The organism is Ruegeria sp. K11, assembly GCF_056531905.1.
In genome coordinates, this window is sequence record NZ_JBQFMP010000001.1 from 439,508 (window position 1) to 460,080 (window position 20,573).

Annotated in this window: 16 protein-coding genes; 9 read left to right on the forward strand and 7 right to left on the reverse strand. The window is 59.6% G+C overall.

Features of this window, described 5'->3' with window-relative positions:
* Positions 1 to 151: 151 nt before the first annotated feature.
* Entirely contained in the window at positions 152 to 2,377 is a 2,226-nt protein-coding gene (locus ACR0K4_RS02230) for a sensor histidine kinase NtrY-like (RefSeq protein ID WP_480852712.1), read from the forward strand.
* Positions 2,374 to 3,783: a nitrogen assimilation response regulator NtrX gene (gene ntrX, locus ACR0K4_RS02235; protein WP_480515132.1), complete on the forward strand. Its 1,410-nt coding sequence runs from the start codon at positions 2,374 to 2,376 to the stop codon at positions 3,781 to 3,783. Before ACR0K4_RS02230 ends, ntrX begins: the two co-directional genes overlap by 4 nt.
* 9 nt (positions 3,784 to 3,792) lie before the next feature.
* On the opposite strand, the gene ACR0K4_RS02240 is transcribed toward ntrX, so the two are convergent.
* Positions 3,793 to 4,272 carry a hypothetical protein gene (locus ACR0K4_RS02240; protein ID WP_480852638.1) on the reverse strand — a complete coding sequence of 160 codons (480 nt, stop codon included), beginning with the start codon at positions 4,270 to 4,272 and terminating at the stop codon, positions 3,793 to 3,795.
* Positions 4,273 to 4,368: 96 nt separating this feature from the next.
* Here ACR0K4_RS02240 and trkA point away from each other — a divergent pair, with 96 nt between their 5' ends.
* From trkA to ACR0K4_RS02265, 5 genes are all read left to right on the forward strand, one after another.
* The gene (trkA, locus tag ACR0K4_RS02245) at positions 4,369 to 5,745 is read left to right on the forward strand and encodes a Trk system potassium transporter TrkA (protein ID WP_480852639.1); all 1,377 of its coding nucleotides are present in this window, start codon (positions 4,369 to 4,371) and stop codon (positions 5,743 to 5,745) included.
* A complete protein-coding gene (locus ACR0K4_RS02250) occupies positions 5,745 to 7,283 on the forward strand; it encodes a TrkH family potassium uptake protein (protein ID WP_480515126.1) in 1,539 nt (512 codons plus the stop codon). The genes trkA and ACR0K4_RS02250 overlap by 1 nt, the downstream gene beginning before the upstream one ends.
* Positions 7,284 to 7,415: 132 nt before the next feature.
* Positions 7,416 to 7,655 (forward strand): RNA chaperone Hfq, encoded by a 240-nt coding sequence (hfq, locus tag ACR0K4_RS02255; RefSeq protein ID WP_005982826.1) that lies wholly within the window; start codon positions 7,416 to 7,418, stop codon positions 7,653 to 7,655.
* Positions 7,655 to 8,926 (forward strand): GTPase HflX, encoded by a 1,272-nt coding sequence (gene hflX, locus ACR0K4_RS02260; RefSeq protein WP_480852640.1) that lies wholly within the window; start codon positions 7,655 to 7,657, stop codon positions 8,924 to 8,926. Before hfq ends, hflX begins: the two co-directional genes overlap by 1 nt.
* Positions 8,927 to 8,955: 29 nt before the next feature.
* The gene (locus tag ACR0K4_RS02265; protein WP_480852641.1) at positions 8,956 to 9,249 is read left to right on the forward strand and encodes a putative quinol monooxygenase; all 294 of its coding nucleotides are present in this window, start codon (positions 8,956 to 8,958) and stop codon (positions 9,247 to 9,249) included.
* A 5-nt stretch (positions 9,250 to 9,254) separates the two neighbouring features.
* Here ACR0K4_RS02265 and ACR0K4_RS02270 read toward each other — a convergent pair whose 3' ends face one another.
* The 4 genes from ACR0K4_RS02270 to hemB all read right to left on the reverse strand — a co-directional run bounded on the left by ACR0K4_RS02270 (position 9,255) and on the right by hemB (position 14,086).
* Positions 9,255 to 9,650, reverse strand: a complete 396-nt coding sequence (locus ACR0K4_RS02270) for a nuclear transport factor 2 family protein (RefSeq protein ID WP_480515120.1) — start codon at positions 9,648 to 9,650, stop codon at positions 9,255 to 9,257.
* A 105-nt stretch (positions 9,651 to 9,755) separates the two neighbouring features.
* Positions 9,756 to 12,218: a penicillin acylase family protein gene (locus ACR0K4_RS02275; protein ID WP_480852642.1), complete on the reverse strand. Its 2,463-nt coding sequence runs from the start codon at positions 12,216 to 12,218 to the stop codon at positions 9,756 to 9,758.
* A gap of 150 nt (positions 12,219 to 12,368) precedes the next feature.
* Positions 12,369 to 12,941 carry a lipid-binding SYLF domain-containing protein gene (locus ACR0K4_RS02280; RefSeq protein ID WP_480852643.1) on the reverse strand — a complete coding sequence of 191 codons (573 nt, stop codon included), beginning with the start codon at positions 12,939 to 12,941 and terminating at the stop codon, positions 12,369 to 12,371.
* Positions 12,942 to 13,087: 146 nt separating this feature from the next.
* On the reverse strand, positions 13,088 to 14,086 hold the full coding sequence (gene hemB / locus ACR0K4_RS02285) for a porphobilinogen synthase (RefSeq protein WP_480852645.1): 999 nt from the start codon (positions 14,084 to 14,086) through the stop codon (positions 13,088 to 13,090).
* 121 nt (positions 14,087 to 14,207) lie between these two features.
* On the opposite strand from hemB, the gene ACR0K4_RS02290 reads away from it, so the two are divergent.
* Together ACR0K4_RS02290 and mfd are read left to right on the forward strand one after the other, a co-directional pair.
* Positions 14,208 to 14,735 carry a component of SufBCD complex gene (locus ACR0K4_RS02290; RefSeq protein WP_480515113.1) on the forward strand — a complete coding sequence of 176 codons (528 nt, stop codon included), beginning with the start codon at positions 14,208 to 14,210 and terminating at the stop codon, positions 14,733 to 14,735.
* A gap of 18 nt (positions 14,736 to 14,753) precedes the next feature.
* Positions 14,754 to 18,209, forward strand: a complete 3,456-nt coding sequence (gene mfd, locus ACR0K4_RS02295; RefSeq protein ID WP_480852646.1) for a transcription-repair coupling factor — start codon at positions 14,754 to 14,756, stop codon at positions 18,207 to 18,209.
* Here the strand turns inward: mfd and ACR0K4_RS02300 are convergent.
* Together ACR0K4_RS02300 and ACR0K4_RS02305 are read right to left on the reverse strand one after the other, a co-directional pair.
* Positions 18,206 to 18,835: an SH3 domain-containing protein gene (locus ACR0K4_RS02300; RefSeq protein WP_480852647.1), complete on the reverse strand. Its 630-nt coding sequence runs from the start codon at positions 18,833 to 18,835 to the stop codon at positions 18,206 to 18,208. The two genes, mfd and ACR0K4_RS02300, sit on opposite strands and share 4 nt — an antisense overlap.
* A 44-nt stretch (positions 18,836 to 18,879) precedes the next feature.
* Positions 18,880 to 20,544: a tetratricopeptide repeat protein gene (locus tag ACR0K4_RS02305; protein WP_480852648.1), complete on the reverse strand. Its 1,665-nt coding sequence runs from the start codon at positions 20,542 to 20,544 to the stop codon at positions 18,880 to 18,882.
* Between the last annotated feature and the right edge of the window lie 29 nt (positions 20,545 to 20,573).

Genomic DNA, 20,573 nt, shown 5'->3' on the forward strand with positions numbered 1-20,573 from the left:
AAACCGTGGCATCCGGGTCTCGGCCCGGCAACGACCACGACATAAGGCGGTTCGTCGCGCAAGCGACACATCAGAATGAGGGCAGAAGGTGGCAACCCGGGCACAGAACCGGCCGATCGTAACGATCAACCGGTGGCGCAAGTCACGAAAAATGCGCAATATCGGAACCTTGGGTCTGGTTATTCTGGGTCCGATCCTGACGCTTGCAACCTATCTTGTCATCGGTCCCTTTGACCTGGGCGCCACGGCCCCGACCTTGCGCCTGATCCTGCTGGCCGATCTGGTCTATGTTCTTGTGGTGGCAGCGCTTGTTCTGGGGCAGTTGGGCAGTCTGATTGCAGCGCGACGTGCGAAATCCGCGGGCTCACGCCTGCACCTGCGCTTGATCGGTGCCTTTACCTTTGCCGCGCTGGTGCCGACCGTGACGGTTGCGATCTTTGCTGGACTGACGGTGAATATCGGGCTTGAGGGCTGGTTCTCGGAGCGGGTTCGCGAAGTTGTCGGCTCATCCCTGACCGCGGCCGAAGCCTATGAACAGGAACACCGGCAAGGTCTGACTCAGGATGCTGCCGTTCTGGCGCGGTTTCTGGACAATGCCCGGGCACTGGATTTCTATATTTCAGACGCGGAATTGAGAGAAGTTCTGGCGCAAGGTCAGGCGCAGATTCAAAGGGGCCTGCGCGAAGCTTATGTTATTGACGGAGCCGGTGAAATCCGCTCGCGCGGGGACAGGTCTTATCTGTTCAACTATGAGCCGCCCACGGCAGAGGAAATGGCGCAGGCCAATGAACAGGGCCTGGTCATTATTGCCGATTGGGAGAATAACGAATTCCGCGCATTGGTGTCATTGCAGGCCTATCTGGACCGCTACCTGTATGTCAGTCGCGAGGTGGACGGGCAATTGCTGACCTTGCTGGACGATACTAAGGAAACCGCGCAGTTCTATAGCCAGCTGGAAAGTGAACGCGGGCGGGTGCTGTTTGAATTCGGCCTGTTGTATCTGGGCTTTGCGGTGATCCTTATTCTGGCCGCCATGTCGCTGGGGATGTGGTTTGCCGAACGTCTGTCCCGCCCGGTCGGGCGCCTGACGACCGCCGCGCAGCGCGTCGGTGCGGGTGATCTGAGCGTTCAGGTTTTTGAAGAGGCCAGCGACGACGAAATCGCGATGCTAGGCCGGTATTTCAACCAGATGACACGCCAGTTGAAAGGCCAGCGTGACACGCTGCTGCAAAACACCCGTCAGATCGAGCGCCGCCGCAGGTTGTTCGACTCGGTTCTCAGTTCGGTGACCTCAGGTGTCGTCGGTGTAGATCCCGAAGGATGCGTAACGATGGTCAACCGCTCGGCGGAACGGCTCTTGGACTGGTCGCGCGGCGAAGAGCATCTGGCCATTGGGATCGCTGTACCGGAGTTCCTGCCATTGTTCGAAACCCTCAAGGATAGCGGGCAGGAAGCGGTTCAGGGTGAGATCAAGGTGACCCGCAAGGGCCGTCTTGAAAACCTGCTGGTACGTATGGCAACACGGCGGGGCGAGGACGGCGGGCTGGAAGGCTATGTGCTTGCTTTTGACGATGTTACCGATCTGGTCAGTGCGCAACGTATGGCAGCCTGGGGCGACGTGGCGCGCCGGATTGCGCATGAGATCAAGAACCCCCTGACCCCCATCCAACTGAGTGCTGAGCGCATCAAGCGAAAGTTCTCGTCTAAATTGGATGAGAAGGATAGCGATACGCTGGTTTCGATGACGGATGTGATTGTTCGGCAGACAACGGATCTGCGGCGCATCGTCGATGAATTCTCGAAATTCGCCAGAATGCCCGAGCCCAAACGGCAGGAAGAGGATATCGTTGCCCTGGTGCGCGAGGCCGTTTTGCTGCAGCAGGCCGGTCAGCCTGACGTGCAGATAGACGCGGATTTGCCGGACGGGTCGATTGCTGCTGACGTGGATGCCACCATGCTGAGCCAGGCATTGACAAACCTGATCAAGAATGCCGGTGAGGCAATTGAAACACTTAAGGAAAAGGGTGCACCCGATAACCTGAAACCGCAGATCAAGGTCTCGGTCTCCAGCGATGATGCGGGCACGATTATCACCATCATGGACAATGGCATTGGCCTGCCCGAAGACCGGGCCCGCCTGTTTGAGCCATATGTGACAACGCGGGACGAGGGTACGGGCCTTGGCCTGCCGATCGTGAAGAAGATTATCGAAGAACATGGCGGAGCGCTGACATTGGAAGACGCGCCCACCTTTGACGGACAAGACCATTTCGGCGCGATGGCTGTGATCCGTTTGCCCGGGGCTGCACATGCCTCGACCGTCGCGCCACCCAAGCAGGCAATAGATACAAACAAACTGAAAGCAGGCCAAAGATGAGCGACATTCTGATCGTAGACGATGAACGCGATATTCGCGAATTGGTGTCCGATATTCTCGAGGACGAAGGCTATTCCACCCGGCTGGCGGGCAACTCGGACGATTGCATGGCCGCAATCAATGCCGAACCGCCGGGCTTGTTGATCCTTGATATCTGGCTGAAGGACAGTCGCATGGACGGGATCGACATTCTGAAGGCGGTCAAACGTGACAACCCTGATGTGCCGGTGGTGATCATTTCGGGCCACGGCAATATTGAGATTGCGGTGGCAGCCATCAAACAGGGTGCATATGACTTCATTGAAAAGCCCTTCAACATTGATCAATTGATGGTGGTGATCCGCCGCGCCATGGAAACCTCGCGCCTGCGGCGTGAGAACGCCTCGCTAAAGCGCAAAGAGGTCAGCTGTTCCGACATGATCGGCAAATCGGCCTCGTTCCGCGCGATGCAGAGCCATCTGGACAAGGTGACCAAATCGAACGGCCGTGTGATGCTGACCGGCCCCGCCGGGTCGGGCAAGGAAATCGCCGCGCGCTATATTCATGCCCATTCCAACCGCGCAAATGCGCCGTTCGTGACGGTAAACTGCGCAGGGGTTGAACCAGAGCGGATGGAAGAGGTTCTGTTTGGACGCGAGTCCTCGGAACGCGGTGTGGAATCGGGCCTGTTGGAAGAAGCGCATGGCGGTGTCATCTACTTTGATGAGGTCGCTGACATGCCCCTGGGCACACAATCCAAGATACTACGGGTTCTGGTCGATCAGCAATTCCAGCGTGTGGGCGGCACGGACAAAGTACGGGTTGATCTGCGTGTGATCTCTTCGACCAATCGCAGCCTTGAGGCGGAGATCGAGGCTGATCGCTTTCGCGAAGAGCTGTACCATCGCCTGAATGTGGTGCCGATTGCGGTGCCATCGCTGGAAGAGCGGCGCGAAGACATTCCGGTATTGGCGCAGCACTTTATCGAAATGTGCAACGAATCCCAAGGCCTGCCGGCGCGTGAATTGTCAGATGAGGCAATAGCATTGCTGCAGACGATGACATGGCCCGGCAATGTGCGTCAGTTGAAGAACCTGATTGAACGGGTGTTGATCCTTGGCGACGGAACCGGCCCGATCGAGGCGCGTGAGCTGCCCAGCGAGGAAGAGAAATCCGACGATTCAGGTCGCGTGGTCCTGTCCGGGGCACTGGCAACCTTGCCGCTGCGCGAAGCGCGAGAAGCATTTGAACGTGAATACCTGCTGACCCAGATCAACCGGTTCGGGGGCAATATCAGCCGCACCGCCAGCTTTGTCGGGATGGAACGCAGTGCGCTGCATCGCAAGCTGAAATCGCTGGGTGTGGTTACCTCGAACAAATCCGGTGCGCGAGTGGCGCAAATTGACGAACCGGAACCGGCAGAGTGATCTGCCGGGTCAACCCGCCTGTCCGGGTGTGATGATCTGAAACGACCCGTCGTCGAATTTGACGAAACAGGACTCGGGCCCAATTGGTGGCAGGGTGGTGGTGCGTGTGGCGGGCACGCGCGATTTTACGCGCTGTTTGCAGGGTGGAAGGCTGACCGGGCGAAAGCCCTTTTGCGCCATGCATTGCGCCTCGACCCTGTTGCGCAGTCCTTTGTTGACATCGACGGTGTAGATGTTGCCCGGCTGCCACCAGCCGGGGTTGCGATAGCACCGCCCGCGACTGTCGCAATATGTCCGCCCCGGCCAATAGGTTGGCGGGCTTTGGCGGACCTGATTGGCCACAGGCGCGTCTTTCAGGGCTTCAACCTGACAGGCCGTGGTTTCGGTCTGCAACCGGGACACGCTTTCGCCCTCGCGATAATACATCGACAACGGACCGCAGGCGGACAGCAGCATCAGGGGAACAAGCAGGGGTGTCACTGTTTTCATAGGCTTATCCTGCCGTAGTTCGGGCAGGGTGACAATTCAATTGACCGCTTTCAGGGCATCTGTCATTCAAAGCGTTCAGGCAGAAGGGCCATAAACATGAAGGTCATCATTTGCGGCGCTGGTCAGGTTGGCTGGCAGATTGCGCGTCACCTGTCGGGTGAACTGAATGATGTGACGGTGGTCGACAACAATCCCGATCTGGTGCGTCGCGCGACCGAGACGCTGGATGTGCAGGGGATCGCGGGCTTTGCCAGTTACCCGGATGTGCTCGAACGGGCGGGCGCGCGCGATGCGGATATGATTATTGCTGCCACGCATTCGGACGAGGTGAACATGGTCACCTGTCAGATGGCGCATTCGGTGTTTTCGATCCAGCGCAAGATCGCGCGCCTGCGGTCGAAATCCTATCTGCAGGCTATCCATTCAGACCTCTACCGCCGCGATCACCTGCCCATCGACGTCGTCATCAGCCCCGAGCGCGAAGTGGCGGCGGCGGCGATGCGACGTCTGTCGGCCCCATCGGCTTTCGACACCGAGATTTTCATGGAAGGCAAGGCGCAGCTGTTGGGCATCCGCGTGGATGAGGATTGCCCGATCGTGAACACGCCGCTGCGGCAACTGACCGATCTGTTTTCGACGCTCAGCTCGATTGTGGTCGGGGTTCGGCGCGAGGGGACTTTGTTTGCCCCGGAATCCGAGGATCAGCTGTTTGTCGGCGACGAATGTTATGTCTTTACCAACGTCAACGACGTTGATCGCACGATGGAGGTGTTCGGCAAAGCGCAACGCAAGCAAGACAGGGTTGTCATCGTGGGTGGTGGCAATGTCGGGCTAGAGGTCGCGCGGTCGCTGGAAGAGCGGGAAAGCCGGGTGCGCGCCAAGGTCATCGAGCGGGATCGCAGATGCGCCGAATTGGCGGCCGAAACTCTGGAACGGACAATTGTTTTGAACGGGGACGGGCTGGATGCAGCGCTGCTGCGCGAGGCGGGGATCGAGCGGGCAGATGCGATGCTGGCCGTGACCGATGATGACAGGGCAAATATGCTGGCCGCAGTGCGCGCCAAGGCGGAAGGCTGTGCGCTGGCCATCGCGCTGATCAACGACCCCAGCATGGTGGCTCTGATGGGGCCGCTTGGTATCGACGCCTATATCAATCCGCGCGCCACCACGGTCAGCTCGATCCTACGGCACATCCGGCACGGGCGCGTGCGGCAGGTCTATTCCATCGGTGATGCAGAGGCCGAGGTGATCGAAGCCGAGGTCTTATCAACCTCTCCCATGGCGGGGCAGCGGTTGCGCGATATCGACTTTCCCGAAGGCGTTCTGGTCGGAGCGGTGCGTAAGGGGGATGGACTGGTGCGCCCCACAGGAAGTTTACGGATCGAGGAAAAGGATGTGGTGGCCATTTTTGCGATGGCCAACGACGTTCCCGAAGTTGAACGTCTGATGCAGGTCTCGATTGATTTCTTCTGATGTTACAGGCGCGTAGACAGCAGATCGGGGTGATACGGCGTTTGCCGCTGATCCTGCTGATCTGGGGTATCGCAGCGCTGTTGATGTGGATTCCGGCCATATTCGCGCTGATGATGGACGATCACCCGACCTCGCGCGCGTTCTTCTATTCCGGCCTGTTAGGAGTGTTTGCGGTGTCGATCATTGCGCTTGCGATGATGAACCGCCAACCGCGTCGCGGGACATTGGGACAATTGGCGGCTTTGCTGGCCACTTTCACGATCCTGCCTGCGTTTCTGGCCATTCCGTTACACGAGGCCTTGGCCACTACCAGCTTTCTGAATGCGTATTTCGACATGGTCAGTGCGCTGACAACGACCGGCGCGAACCTGTTCCCCGATCCTGCACGTCTGTCCGCGCCGCTGCATTTGTGGCGTGCGCTGGTCGGGTGGATGGGCGGTCTGCTGATGTGGATCGCGGCGGCGGCGATCCTGGCGCCCTTGTCGCTGGGCGGGTTCGAGGTGACCGCCCGTGGTCAGCCCGGGCGTCCGGTGTCGGGCGTGGCGCAAAGCGAAAAAACGGACCCCCGAGGCTTGTTGATCCGGGTGACTTGGACCCTGGCCCCCGTTTATGCCGGTTTGACAGCGGTTGTCTGTCTGTTGCTGCTGATCTCGGGCGAACAGGGGCTGGCAGCGGTTTGCCACGCCATGTCAGTTATGGCGACGTCGGGGATCTCTCCGGTGGGCGGGCTGGAAGGTTCGACCGCCGGGTTCACGGGCGAAGCGATCCTGTTCCTTTTTCTGTTTTTCGCCCTTTCGCGCCTGACTTTTTCGGCAGATACCGCCGCAACCGGGTTCTCGCGACTGGACAAAGACCCCGAGTTCCGGATTGGCGTTTTTGTTGTTCTGACAGTGGCCGCATTGCTGTTTATCCGAACCTGGGCCGGTGTTGCTGAACTGGGGGGGCAAATTGCGCCCCTGCAAGCGCTGAGCGTGACCTGGGGGATGATCTTCACGGTGATGTCGTTCCTGACAACCGCAGGGTTTGAAAGCGTTCACTGGAATGATGCGCAACAGCTGTCTGGTCTGGGCACACCGGGCCTGATCCTGATGGGCCTTGCGTTGATCGGGGGGGGCGTGGCCACAACTGCCGGAGGGGTCAAGCTGCTGCGCGTGTTCGCGCTGTATCTTAATGGCAAGCGCGAGATTGACCGGCTGATCTATCCTTCGTCGGTCAGCGGCGAAGGGGGCGGCAATCGTCGCATCCAAAGCGACGGCGCGTTTATCGCTTGGATCTTTCTGATGATGTTCGCCCTGACTCTGGCCGTTTTTGACTTATTGCTGGCAGCAATGGGCGTTGGGTTCGAACACGCGATGGTCCTCAGCGTCGCCGCGCTCAGCACAACCGGACCGCTGATCGAGCTGGCAACCGACGATCCCATTCGACTGATTGACCTGTCACAGGCCGCGAAACTGACCTTATGCGCCGCGATGGTCATCGGTCGGTTGGAAGCCCTGGCGATTATTGCCCTGATTACACCCTCGCTGTGGCGGGATTGACCTTGGGTCATCGTATTGTCGTTAGGGACTGATTTTTCATCTGGAATATCTGTGCGCACCGCTCCATAGTGTGCCAGAGGGAGCGCGTTGGTCCGCAGCGCGTAGCAAGAACAATGGCGAGATTATAACACTATGGCTTCGGACAGACAGAATCTGCAGGACGCGTTCCTAAATAATGTACGGAAAGCAAAAGTCCCGGTCACGATTTTCCTGATCAATGGCGTGAAATTGCAGGGTGTGATCACCTGGTTCGACAATTTTTGCGTTCTGTTGCGCCGTGACGGACAGTCGCAGCTTGTCTACAAGCATGCGATTTCGACCATCATGCCGTCTCAACCGATCAACTTGTATGAGGGCGAAGACGCCTCTTGATGGAACATGACAGGCTGCGCACCCGCGCCTGGGTGCTGCATCCGGAAATCAAGTCAGATGAACAGCGCCGTGTCCCCGAACCGGCGCTGCAAGAAGCAGTGGCTTTGGCCGCTGCCTTGCCCGAGCTGGATGTTATGGGCTCTGAAATCGTGCGCCTGCAACGTGCGCAGCCAGGGCTGCTGTTTGGCAGCGGCAAAATTGAAGAATTGGCCGAGCGACTGCGCGACAACAAGGTGGAACTGGTTCTGATCGACGGGCCGGTAAGCCCGGTTCAGCAGCGAAACCTTGAAAAAGCCTGGAACGTCAAAATCCTGGATCGGACCGGACTGATCCTTGAGATTTTCAGTGACCGTGCCCGCACGCGCGAGGGTGTGTTGCAGGTCGAGATGGCCGCGCTCAGTTATCAGCGGACTCGTCTGGTGCGGGCCTGGACCCACCTCGAGCGTCAGCGTGGCGGGTTGGGGTTCGTCGGCGGCCCGGGCGAGACGCAGATCGAAGCGGACCGCCGTGCGATTGATGAACAACTGGTGCGCTTGCGCCGGCAATTGCAGAAAGTGGTCAAGACGCGGACCTTGCATCGCGCCGCACGGGCCAAGGTGCCCTATCCGATTGTCGCTTTGGTCGGCTACACAAACGCCGGGAAATCCACACTGTTCAATCGCCTGACCGGGGCTGAGGTGATGGCAAAAGACATGCTGTTTGCCACGCTCGATCCGACAATGCGGCGCGTTGAGTTGCCAGACGGGCCCGAGGTGATCCTGTCGGACACTGTGGGCTTTATCTCGAACCTGCCGACCGAATTGGTTGCCGCTTTCCGCGCGACGCTGGAAGAGGTACTGGGCGCTGATCTGATCGTGCATGTGCGCGACATCAGCCACGAGGATTCGCAGGCACAGGCGCAGGATGTCGAAACCATTTTGACCTCGCTGGGTGTGGATGAGGACCGCCCCCGGCTGGAGGTTTGGAACAAGATCGATCTGCTGGCTCCCGACGGGCGCGAAGCGGCCATGGCCCGTGCAGATCGGGACCCTGCGATCTTTGCCATCTCGGCTGTGACCGGCGAGGGTGTTAAGCCTCTTTTGTCCGAGATCGCGACAAAACTGCAGGGCGCGCGGCACGAAAGCACTGTCACTCTCAGCTTTGCCGAGGGCGACAAGCGGGCGTGGCTGTTTCGTCAGGATGTCGTCCGGTCGGAAGAACAGACTGAAAACGGGTTTGAAATCACCGTGCTGTGGACAGACAAGCAGGCCGCGCAGTTTGCCGCGATCTGATGTCTTAGGCCCGATAGCAAGGACCGTTCGTGACTGAAAAGAAAACTGCCAGAGTGTTTCTGAAAGGGCATATCACGGTGCCCGGTGACCGTCTGGAACAGGTGCGCGCTGCCTTACCTGCCCATATCGCGCTGACCCGCGCAGAACCCGGATGTCATCTGTTCGAAGTTACCGGGGATCCGGTTCACCCCGGACGGTTCAATGTCTCGGAAGTGTTTGAGGATCAGGCCGCTTTTGACGCTCATCAACAGCGCACGCAGGCCTCGGACTGGTTCAGGATCACGCAGGGCTTGCCCCGAAACTACAAGATGACAACCGAGTAGGCGCGTCAGTTTCCGTCGATCTGGCGTTGATAATCTTCTGCATCAAACCAGCCCAATGAGGTCTGAACCTTGAAATCCGGAGTCAGGTCCCATTCTTCCCAACCGCGCGCAACGACGTGATTGCCGGTTTCGGAATGGTGGCCTTCAAGGGTCCAGACAAAGATCGCATGTGTTCCTGCCCACCGCATCATATCGCAGCGAAATTCCATATCCGGCAGCTCTGCAAAGTTGCTTTGTGCCATTTCGGCGATCGCCGGGCGTCCGACGACGGGTTCGGCCCTGTTGATCGAGACTTGTCCGTCAGGCGCATAAAACCCGGCCACGGCATCAGGATCACCTGAACTCCACGCGATGGCATAGTCCCGTGCAAGATTGTTCAGCGTATCTTGAATGCTGGCCATTTGCGCCCCCGAAAAAGACCCTCTGCCTTTGGATCGTAGGCAAATCGCCGCGTTACGTCCACGACTGCGCCAAAAAGGGGCGGGGTCTTGCCGAACGGGGGAACACTACCGGGGCACGAGCGTGGTGACACCAACAGCGGCGGCGCGGGCCAGGTCAATATCCAGTGACATCGGTATGTATTCGCCGCGTCGCCACAGCTGTGCCTGATCGTCATAGTAGCGCGACAGGAAGTGGCCGGACTGGCCGGTTGCGGTGATGAACACCGAACTGTCGGGATCGGCAAAATCGTAGACCCCCCGATAGCCTGCGCCATGGACGTTTTGAAACGGATCCGGCCCTTCGCCCGAAGTGCGTCCCCGCAACAGCGTGTTGTCCCCGCCGCTGGTCGACTGGCGGATGTTGACGAAGAACCGCAATACCGGCACTTCGCCCAGAACGGGGTGATCGTGGGTCGCCTGATGGGCATCACCCCACCGCAGAGATTCCAGCGCGCTGCCATAGCGTTCGGAAATCCAGATCAGCGCGTCATCCAGCGCCAGCCGGGCCATGTCGGTGCAGGTCTCGACCGGCGCGCTTTGCTGGACATCGCACCAGGCGGATGCGCCGTCTATGTCGCGGTAGACACGTTCGATGAATAGCGGTTCGACATGTTTGTAATCGCTGGCCAACGGCCCCAGCTCATCAGCGATCAGACGGATTTGCAACGCGCGCAGCCACGCGGCGTAAATCAGAGGCTCGGGCAGATGTTCGTTCATCTCGCCATTCCAGTTGGCCAACAGGTCCAGCGCGATCTGACGTTGGCGTTCGGGCGTGCCGTCCGGCGCGGATTCGCCGGTGAACCACAGGTCGGCCCCGATGAGCGGAAGCAGCGAGCGGGCGGTGAAGCTGACCGTGTCCAGCTGCGCCTCGATAAAGCTGTCGCGGGTGTGGACCTCGCGGGATTGCATCAGCCGTTCCCATCGATTCACCCGTTGCGTGTCGCCCCATTCGAACGAGACGTGATTGGGAAACGGGCGGTCGATGATCTTATTGTTCGTGTTGCCCAAAACGCCGCCGACAGGGGCCACGAATTCGGGATTGTCGGCATAGGGCAGGCGGCCTTGCCAGCGGTTTCGGTTCAACCAGCCGGGTGTCGGAATGCGGCCCCGGCTTTGGTTGTTCAGATCCCGCTGCGGCATCGCGCCGATCAGCTTCATGCCGATCGTGGTCTTGTCCACCAGCGACAGGTTCTGTGATGGCGCAAGAAAATCCTCGGCCACCACAATGGCCTGCCGCACAGTATCGGCGTTCATCAGCGCCATCGATGCGGTCATCGAGGTGTCGCGCGGGCTGAGTGCGCTCCATGACAGCGAGACCACGTGGCCGGGCGGAGTGATCGTATCCAGATCGTAATGCGTGCCCGGCAGGACCGGGCCGTTTTCGGTCCAGCGCAGTGTCAGGGTCACCGGGGCAGCATCCTTGATCTCGATGATCGAGGGGCGGCTGCGGAAGGTCTTGTACCCTTCTGGCGTCAGGTATTCTTCGGGATTGTCGGGATTCAGCCGCTCAATATGGAGGTCCTGATCATCCAGATAGGATGAGGTCAGCCCCCATCCCAGACGGTCGCTGCGTCCGGTCATGATCGCCGGGACTCCCGGGATCGTCGCGCCGATCACGCCTCCCTTGGCCAGTTCCAGCCGGGCCAGATACCATGTGCCGGGGGCCGTGAATCCCAGATGCGGGTCATTGGCCAGAAGCGTGCCGCCGGTAGCAGATCGCGAGGGCGCTGCAGACCATGCGTTGGACGCGCCGGCCAGCCCGCGGCGGGGAAACGGTGACAAAGGCGTATCAGGCATAGGTGTCCCCGAAGCGTATCGGGGCAGGTTGGGAAACAAGGCTGCATATTCGGGCAGAGCAGCGATCCCTGGGCCGGGTACATCCGGAAGGATATCAACCAACCGGGCCGGGTCATCCAACATCAGCGACGTCCGCGCGCGCAGCACCTCATCCTGAAGATGGCCGGACAGCTGCAGACCCATCAGCTTGATGATCGCCAGACTGTCTCCGGGCTGCCAGGGCGGAACCGGGACGTTGAACAGGAACATCTCGGGTGCACCACGTCCAAGCGCCATCTCGTTGATCTCGTCCAGCCGGGCGTTCACTCCGGCGGCATAGCCGCGCAAAGCAGCCTTGGTGTAGTCGTCCTGAACCTCGACCGAGCGATGCGCCAATCCGTAAAGATCGAACCGCCGCAGCAATTTGTCGATGGGCACCGTGCGCTGGCCAAAAATCTCGGACAAGCGGCCCTGCGCCGTGCGCCTCAGAATGGTCATCTGCCACAACCGGTCCTGCGCATGGGCATATCCTAACCCGAAGAACACGTCGGGGTCATTCTGCGCCAGCACATGCGGGACGTTGGCTGTGTCTCGGACAATCTCGACGGGGGCGTTCAGGCCGGAAACCTCAAGCGACTGGTCGTAGTCGGGCAGGGATTGGCTGGCGAGGAAATAGACCAGACCCACCGCTGCCACGATCAGTAGGATCAGGCCGGTGGCAATACGTATCAGCCAGCGAAAGACAAGACCCATCGGTGTACCCAGTTCCCAGTTTGCTCTTGCCCGGAGGTTAGTGGATGCCCCGGCGGATCAAAAGGGGCTGCTACAGGAATTTGCGTCTGAAAGCCGGAAAAACGTAACCCCGCCACAAGATGTAGCGGGGCACTTTGAAAAGGGTGGCGATCAGGGAATGATGCGGGTGTATTTGGTTCCGTCGACGGTCGCGCCGATTTGAAGGCCGGCCTGACCAAAAACGGCCGCCAGAACGGGGTTCAGCAATGTCGTCGTGTCGGTCGATATGTTCTCGCCCTGATCGGTCAGCACATATCCAACATCTGCCCCGGCAGTCCAGCCGCTGGAGCGGCGGAAGTCGTTCAGCGCCTCTTCCGTCATGAAGAACAGCACATGGGCGTATTGCTGTGCGCCGATTTGCAGACCGGCGGTGCCTTTTACAGCCGAGTAATAATCGACCGTCGCGCCCTGAATGCGCAATGCGCCGCGCCCGTATCCGCCGCCGAACACGAACCCGGCTTCGGTGATCAGGGGCATGACCAGCATGCCGTTGGCTTTGTTCGCCAGCTCAACCGTGTTGGGATAGCGGCTGTACATCTCGTTCAGGGTGGAATCGACGCGCGCATCAATCGTGGCGGCGTTCGAGTTTCCGACGCCATTGCCGCAGGCGGCGGTCACTGTCAAACCGGCCATGCCGAAAGCAAAGCCGCGACGGCTCAGTCGAGGGGAAGTGGAACTGCTCATGGTTTTTATGTCTCTGTATATAGCTGCCTGAAGTGTCGGGTGGACCCGATCTTGTGTGCGAGATTACGCCGAATACGACCTCGTGTCACGGGAAACTGTGGTTTCACCCGCTCTCAATCGGCAAAAATTCGCAGGAAATTCAGCTTTTAACCCTGCATCAGCCGGGCGACTTCGGGTGCGAAATAGGTCAGGATACCGTCACAGCCCGCACGCTTGAAGGCCAGCAGGCTTTCCAGCATGACCTTTTCGCCATCGATCCAGCCATTCTGCGCCGCTGCCTGGATCATCGCGTATTCTCCGGATACCTGATAGGCATATGTCGGCGCGCCGAACGTGTCTTTTACTCGGCGACAGATGTCCAGATAGGGCATTCCGGGCTTGATCATGACCATATCGGCACCTTCGGTCAGATCACGCTCGATCAGCCGCAGCGCCTCGTTCGAATTTGCCGGATCCATCTGATAGGTTTTCTTGTCCCCCGTAAGCGCGCCGGATGCGCCGACCGCATCGCGGAACGGGCCATAAAAGGCGCTGGCATATTTCGCGGCATAGCTCAGGATCATTACATTCTTATGCCCGGCGGCTTCCAACGCGCGGCGCATCTGACCGATGCGACCGTCCATCATGTCCGATGGCCCGATGATATCGGCCCCGGCCTCGGCCTGTGCCAGCGTCATTTTCACCAGCGCATCGAGGGTCTGGTCATTCACAATCTCGCCATCGACCACATACCCGTCATGGCCATTAATGTTATAGGGGTCCAGGGCCACGTCGGTCATGACCGCGATGTCCGGAGTCGCGGCCTTGATCGCGCGGATCGCCCGGTTTGACAGGTTGTCGGGGTTCCACGCCTCGGCGCAGTCTTCGGTTTTCAGACTGGCATCGGTATAAGGAAAGATGCAGATCGCAGGGATTCCAAGCGCCTGCGCCTCGACCGCCGCCTTGGCAATCAGGTCAACTGACCGACGGACAACACCGGGCATCGAGGGGACGGGCTCCTCGATCCCTTCACCGTCGCGTACGAAAACCGGCCAGATCAGATCATCTGTGGTCAGGGTATTTTCGCGCACCAACCGCCGGATCGGATCAGACTGCCGCGCCCTGCGGAAGCGGGTCAGGGGATAGGGGGCAATGGTCGGTTTCATGGCGCGCTCTCCTTGAATATTCCTGCATTGGGTGGCATGAAATGCCGGTAGTCTCAAGGGTAACGATAGTCGCGTGTGTGCAAGGAAGCTCCCTAAAGACAAAATGCAAAAGGGCTGACGCTTGGACATTTACTCTTCGATTTTTGAAATCATCGACATGCGCAGTTTTTCGAATCTGTGGTTCTGGATCGGATTGGCGGTGTTGTGGTCTTCGGCAAGTCATTGGGCCATGGGGGTTCCCTATGACCTGGTGGTGCGCGCCCGCCGGGTTGGCGGGCAGACCGAGCGGGATTTGCTGGACATCGTGCGGATCAACGTGAACCGGCTGCTCTATATCGTGGATGCGTCCGGCTTGGTGATTCTGGCGATCTGCTGCTTTTTGTTCACCGGGCTGGCGACAATGGGTTTCTATTATGGCCTCGAATTTGCGCAGGCGGTGTTTTTGTTGCTGTTTCCGCTATGTTTGGTGACGTTGGTCAATATCGGTGCCGCCCGAAAGTTGCAGCGGCAGGAAGCCACGCTTGAGATCGTGTCCAAGACGCTGACGCGGTGTCGAATTTATACGCAAATCATCGGTATGATTTCGATTTTGATCACCTCACTGTGGGGCATGTATCAGAACTTTACGATTGGCGTTCTGGGGTTGTGAGATCAGAAAGGCTGAGCGATGACGGCTCCGAACCACGTAACAGTTGGCGGCGCCCCCGAGGGGTTTGACGCGCAGCTTGTCCTGACCGAGATCGCCCGTTCCGGCGGTCCTGTGTGCCATGTCGCGCGGGACGACAAACGGATGGAGGCGATGCGCGCCGCGCTGGCTTTCTTTGCCCCCGACATGCCGGTCTTTGTCTTTCCCGGCTGGGATTGTCTGCCCTATGACCGGGTGTCACCCAATGCCGATATCTCGGCCGCGCGGGTGGCGACACTGGCGGCGCTGGTGCATCAGATGCCCGATCGGTTCGTTCTGCTGACCACGCTGAACGCAGCAGCCCAGCGTGTGCCCGCGCGCGAGGTGCTGCGCGAGGCGGCGTTTACCGCGCGCGTGGATCACCGAATCGATGAAGAGGCGCTGCGGAATTTCCTTGTCCGCATGGGATTTATTCAAAGCCCAACGGTGATGGAGCCCGGCGATTATGCAATTCGCGGCGGCATCATCGACATCTTCCCTCCGGGCGATTCCGGGCCTGTGCGTCTGGACCTGTTCGGAGACGTTCTGGACGGTGTCCGCCGCTTTGACCCGGTGTCACAGCGCACCACCGAAAAGCTTGATGTTGTGGAACTGGCTCCGGTCTCCGAAGTCATTCTGGACGAAGCGGCCATTACCCGGTTCCGCCAGAATTATCGTATCGAATTCGGCGCTGCAGGCACGGACGATCCCCTGTACGAGGCGGTCAGCGCAGGTCGCAAGCATCAGGGCATCGAACACTGGCTGCCGTTTTTTCATGAAAAACTGGAAACCCTGTTCGATTATTTGCCCGATGCGACGATCACCGTGGATGATCAGGTGACACCTGCGCGGCTGGCGCGGTGGGACACGATTGCAGATCAGTATGAGACGCGAAAGCTGGCGCTCGAAAACCGCTCGCGCATGGATACGGTCTATAAACCGACCCCGCCCGGATTGCTGTATCTGGATGACGCCGCGTGGGAACAGGCGGTGGGCGACCGGCGGGTGCTGCAGTTCAGCCCTTTGCCGCAGGCCAGCGGGCCGGGAGTGATCGACGCTGGCGGACGGATTGGGCGCAACTTTGCGCCCGAACGCCAGCAGGAAAGCATCAGCCTGTTTGGTGCTTTGGCGGCGCATATCACGGACAAGATGGCCAAGGGGCCGGTGCTGATCGCCTCTTATTCCGAAGGCGCGCGGGAACGCCTGACAGGCTTGATCGAAGATGAGGGGCTGGCCGAGGCGATCCCCGTTTCGGATGGCACCCGCGTCGGCAAGCGGGGGCTGCATCTGGCTGTCTGGGCGTTGGAGCACGGCTTCGAAACGCCCGATTTGACGGTGATCTCAGAACAGGACGTTCTGGGCGACCGCCTGATCCGTCAGCCCAAAAAACGCCGCAAGGCCGAGAATTTCCTGACCGAAACGCAATCGCTATCCCCCGGTGATCTGGTGGTGCACGTGGATCACGGGATCGGGCGGTATCAGGGGATGGAGGTCGTCACCGCCGCCGGGGCCGCGCATGAATGCCTGCTGTTGGAATATGCGGAACAGGCCAAGCTGTACCTGCCGGTCGAGAATATCGAACTGCTGTCCAAGTATGGTCATGACGAAGGTCTGCTGGACCGGCTGGGCGGCGGCGCATGGCAGGCCAAGAAGGCCAAGCTGAAGGAACGCATCCGCGAGATGGCGGATAAGCTGATCCGCATCGCGGCCGAACGCGCCTTGCGCAAGGCCCCGGTCATGGACCCGCCGCCCCACGCATGGGAGGAGTTCAGCGCGCGCTTCCCCTATCAGGAAACCGACGACCAGTTGCGGGCGATTTCCGAGGTGATGGAGGACATGCACTCTGGCGCGCCGATGGACCGTCTGATCTGCGGTGATGTGGGCTTTGGCAAAACCGAAGTCGCCATGCGCGCCGCCTTTGTCGCCGCCATGTCTGGCGTGCAGGTAGCGGTGATTGCGCCGACAACGCTGCTGGCGCGCCAACACGCGGCCAGCTTCAAGGAACGTTTCCGGGGTTTCCCGCTTGAGGTCCGGCAATTGTCCCGTTTTGTGTCCGCGAAAGAGGCCCAGCAAACTCGCGACGGAATGGCGCGCGGAACGGTCGATATCGTGATTGGAACCCACGCGCTGCTGGCCAAGGGGGTTCGGTTTCAAAATCTCGGCCTGCTGATCATCGACGAAGAACAGCATTTTGGCGTTGGCCACAAGGAACGCCTGAAACAGCTGCGCTCAGATGTGCATGTTCTGACCCTGACCGCCACGCCGATCCCGCGCACGCTGCAACTGTCCCTGACCGGTGTGCGCGATCTGTCGATCATCGGCACACCGCCCATAGACCGTCTGGCGATCCGCACCTATGTCAGCGAGTTCGACGCGGTGACGATCCGCGAGGCGTTGCTGCGCGAGCATTACCGTGGTGGACAGAGCTTCTATGTGGTCCCGCGCATCTCGGATCTGCCCGAGATCGAGGAATTCCTGAAAGAACAACTGCCGGAACTGACCTATGTGGTTGCGCATGGACAGATGGCAGCGGGTGAACTCGATGACCGGATGAACGCCTTTTACGACGGTAAGTATGACGTTCTGCTGGCCACGACAATTGTGGAAAGCGGGCTGGATATTCCGACGGCAAACACGATGGTTGTGCACCGGGCGGATATGTTCGGGTTGGCACAGTTGTACCAAATCCGGGGCCGGGTGGGGCGGTCCAAGACGCGCGCCTACGCTTATCTTACCACCAAACCCCGTGCGCGGCTGACCGCGACCGCTGAGAAACGTCTGCGCGTTCTGGGCTCGCTGGATACGCTTGGGGCGGGGTTCACGCTGGCTTCGCAGGATCTGGACATTCGTGGCGCGGGTAACCTGCTGGGCGAGGAACAGTCGGGCCAGATGCGCGACGTGGGCTATGAACTCTACCAGTCGATGCTGGAAGAAGCGATTGCCAAGATCAAGGCGGGCGAGATGGAGGGTCTGTCTGATGCAGACGACCAATGGGCCCCGCAGATCAATCTGGGTGTTCCCGTGCTGATCCCCGAGGATTACGTGCCCGATCTTGACGTGCGTCTGGGGCTCTATCGCCGTCTGTCCTCGCTTTCGACCAAGGTCGAGTTGGAAGGCTTTGCTGCTGAACTGATCGACCGGTTCGGTACGCTGCCGAAAGAGGTGAACACCCTGATGTTGGTCGTGCGTATCAAAGCGATGTGCAAACGGGCGGGGATTGCCAAGCTGGACGGCGGGCCAAAAGGCGCGACGATTCAGTTTCACAACGACAAATTCGCCTCACCCGAAGGGCTGGTCGAGTTTATCCAGAACCAGCGCGGGCTGGCCAAGGTTAAGGACAACAAGATCGTGGTGCGGCGCGATTGGAAGAAGGACAGCGACAAGATTAAGGGGGCCTTTGCCATCGCCCGTGATCTGGCCGAGAAAGTTGTGGCCGTAAAGAAGAAGGCGAAAGCCTAGTCGCCAGTGACAAAGGTACACAGCTGCCAGTTACCAGCGTCCGATTTGACGAAGGCAGCGCGGTACCCAACCATGGACCAGAGCGAGTCGCTGAGCATATGTCCGGCTGTGCCGTCCGTCAGACGGACACTTTGGTATTCACTGTCCGGCACGTAATCTGGGATAATGACCACCTCATGGCTGATTAGCGCCAGGATGGGCCCAGCCCGGGATGGGGTCTGACGCAGGGTGACATTTTCGGCGGCGACAAAGAACGCAGTGAATGGATCCAGAGAGGCGGGCAGCGACAAGCGCCAATGATGGGGCATCCAGAACTCACCCTGATCATCAAAGTATCCCGGTTGGGACAGGGTTTTCTGCAATTCGCTCCAGTAAAACTCGCTTAGGTCGTCCGCTTCGGCCTGGTATTCTTCCGCCAGTGTTTCAGGGGGGACGGTCAGGTTCAGGCGAAATTCTTCAGGGCCACCATTGCTGCCGTGGCTCAGGTAAATCTCCGGGCAGGCCGCGGCCACAACGGCATCCGCGTTTCGGTCGGCGATATGTCTGAGCAATTCGCTGCGAAACGCCACCAGCGACGGGTCACGATCTGCTTCATCCACAGGAGGAAAAGTCTGTCGGTCTGCCAAAGCAGGTCCGCAGATGGCTATGGCACATAGAAAGGCCCAAACCCTCATTCCGCCGCCCTCATCGCGGCCTGTGCGCAAAAGCACGAGGCGCCAACCGCCCGGTCTGCCCGCGCCAGAGCAAGATCAAGACGCTGTTTGATCTGCCTGATCTCGACCGTTTCGCCACGGGATTTGAGACAATCATGCAGACCCTTCAGGCTCCAAACGTTATCAGGGTGGATCGAGGCGCGGCTGAGTGAGCCGCCAAGGCCCAGATCCTCGCGATAGACCTGTTCGGCTTCGTCCGTGTGCCCTTGTTCGAACAGCAGCGCGCCAAGGGCATGGCGCGTTGGCTGCATCCATCCCCAGGGCTCGTCATAGGGCAAATTGTCGTCCAGCTCGACCGAGCGCCGCAGATGCACAAATGCCGCCTCAAAGTTACCTTTGCGATATTCGATCTCGCCGCGCAGCATTTCACGGGCGATGTCGAGCAGGTCAATCACCCGGTTGTTGTGCAGCAGCCGGGTTTCGGGCACGCGGGCCTTGGCGGCCAGGAACACCTGTTCTTCGGCCTCGGCTTCAGCCACCTGATCTGTGGCGGCAAAAGCGATGGCGCGTGCATAATGCGTGGTGGCCGTGACCGTCAGGTAGAGGTCCGGGTCTTCTGGCAGCTCCAGCGCTTTGGCCTCTTCCCAGCGACCGAACCGGATTAGGATATGCGGCCCCATCGACATGTAGCTTTCAAAGTAATCGGCCATAGGCGGGCTTTCGATGCGCAGCATCTCCTCGGGTGTGGTGTCCCACAGCCCCTTGTTGGCGCGCAGCGCCGGTTCCATCTGGCCCAGAAACAGCGCGCCGTAGATGGCGAAGTGATAGTCGTGCTGGCGATACCCGGTGTAGATGTTGAACGCCCCTTCGCGCTCGTAATATTTCAAGTCTGCTTCGGTGGCTTTCTCGTTCCAGTAGACGACATCATGGTAATGGCCGCACAGAACGTCGATATGCGTGGGCATATGCACAAGATGCCCAGCATCGGGGACCAGAGTGCGCAAAATGTCTCCGGCTCTCAGGGCTTTTTCCGGTGTGGGCGACATCTCCATCAGATGAACGTACAGGTGCAGCAAACCCGGATGCTGCATCGCGTTCGGGTCGTCGGACATGGCGTCTTCCAGCGCCTTTTGCGCCTCAAGCGTCGCAGCCCCCTTGGCGGGCTGGCCGGATTTAAGATCCCACATCTGCCAGGGGGTCAGATTCATCAGCGCCTCGACAAAGATCGTGCGCAGGTCCAGATGATCGGGATGCCGGGCAAAAGCCGCGCGCATGGCATCGGCATAATTGTGATCCCAGCCGTTCATGTCCTCGATCGGGTCGCGCTGAGGATAACGGGCGGGCAGGGCGTTGATCAGGGCTTGTTCGACCTCAGTGCATCCTTCGGCGCAGACCAGCGCCTGTTGCGTGGCATCATAGGCCAGCGCCAAAGATTTCTGCTGTCCTTTGACGTCGCGCAGGTCCCAGGGCAGGTTGTAATTTGGCCCGGCTGCATAGGCGACGCCCCAATGAGCCATGGCACAAGCAGGGTCAAACTCCAGCGCGCGCTGAAAGCACACAACCGCCTCGTCATGGTTGTAGCCATAGGTCCAGACCAGCCCCCGGTCGAACCACAGCTGCGCCTCGGTCGAGGATGTCGTGACCGGGCAGGAATAGGTGCCCAGATCATAATAGTCGGTCATCTTTCATCTCCCCCACGTTCTGCGAGGCA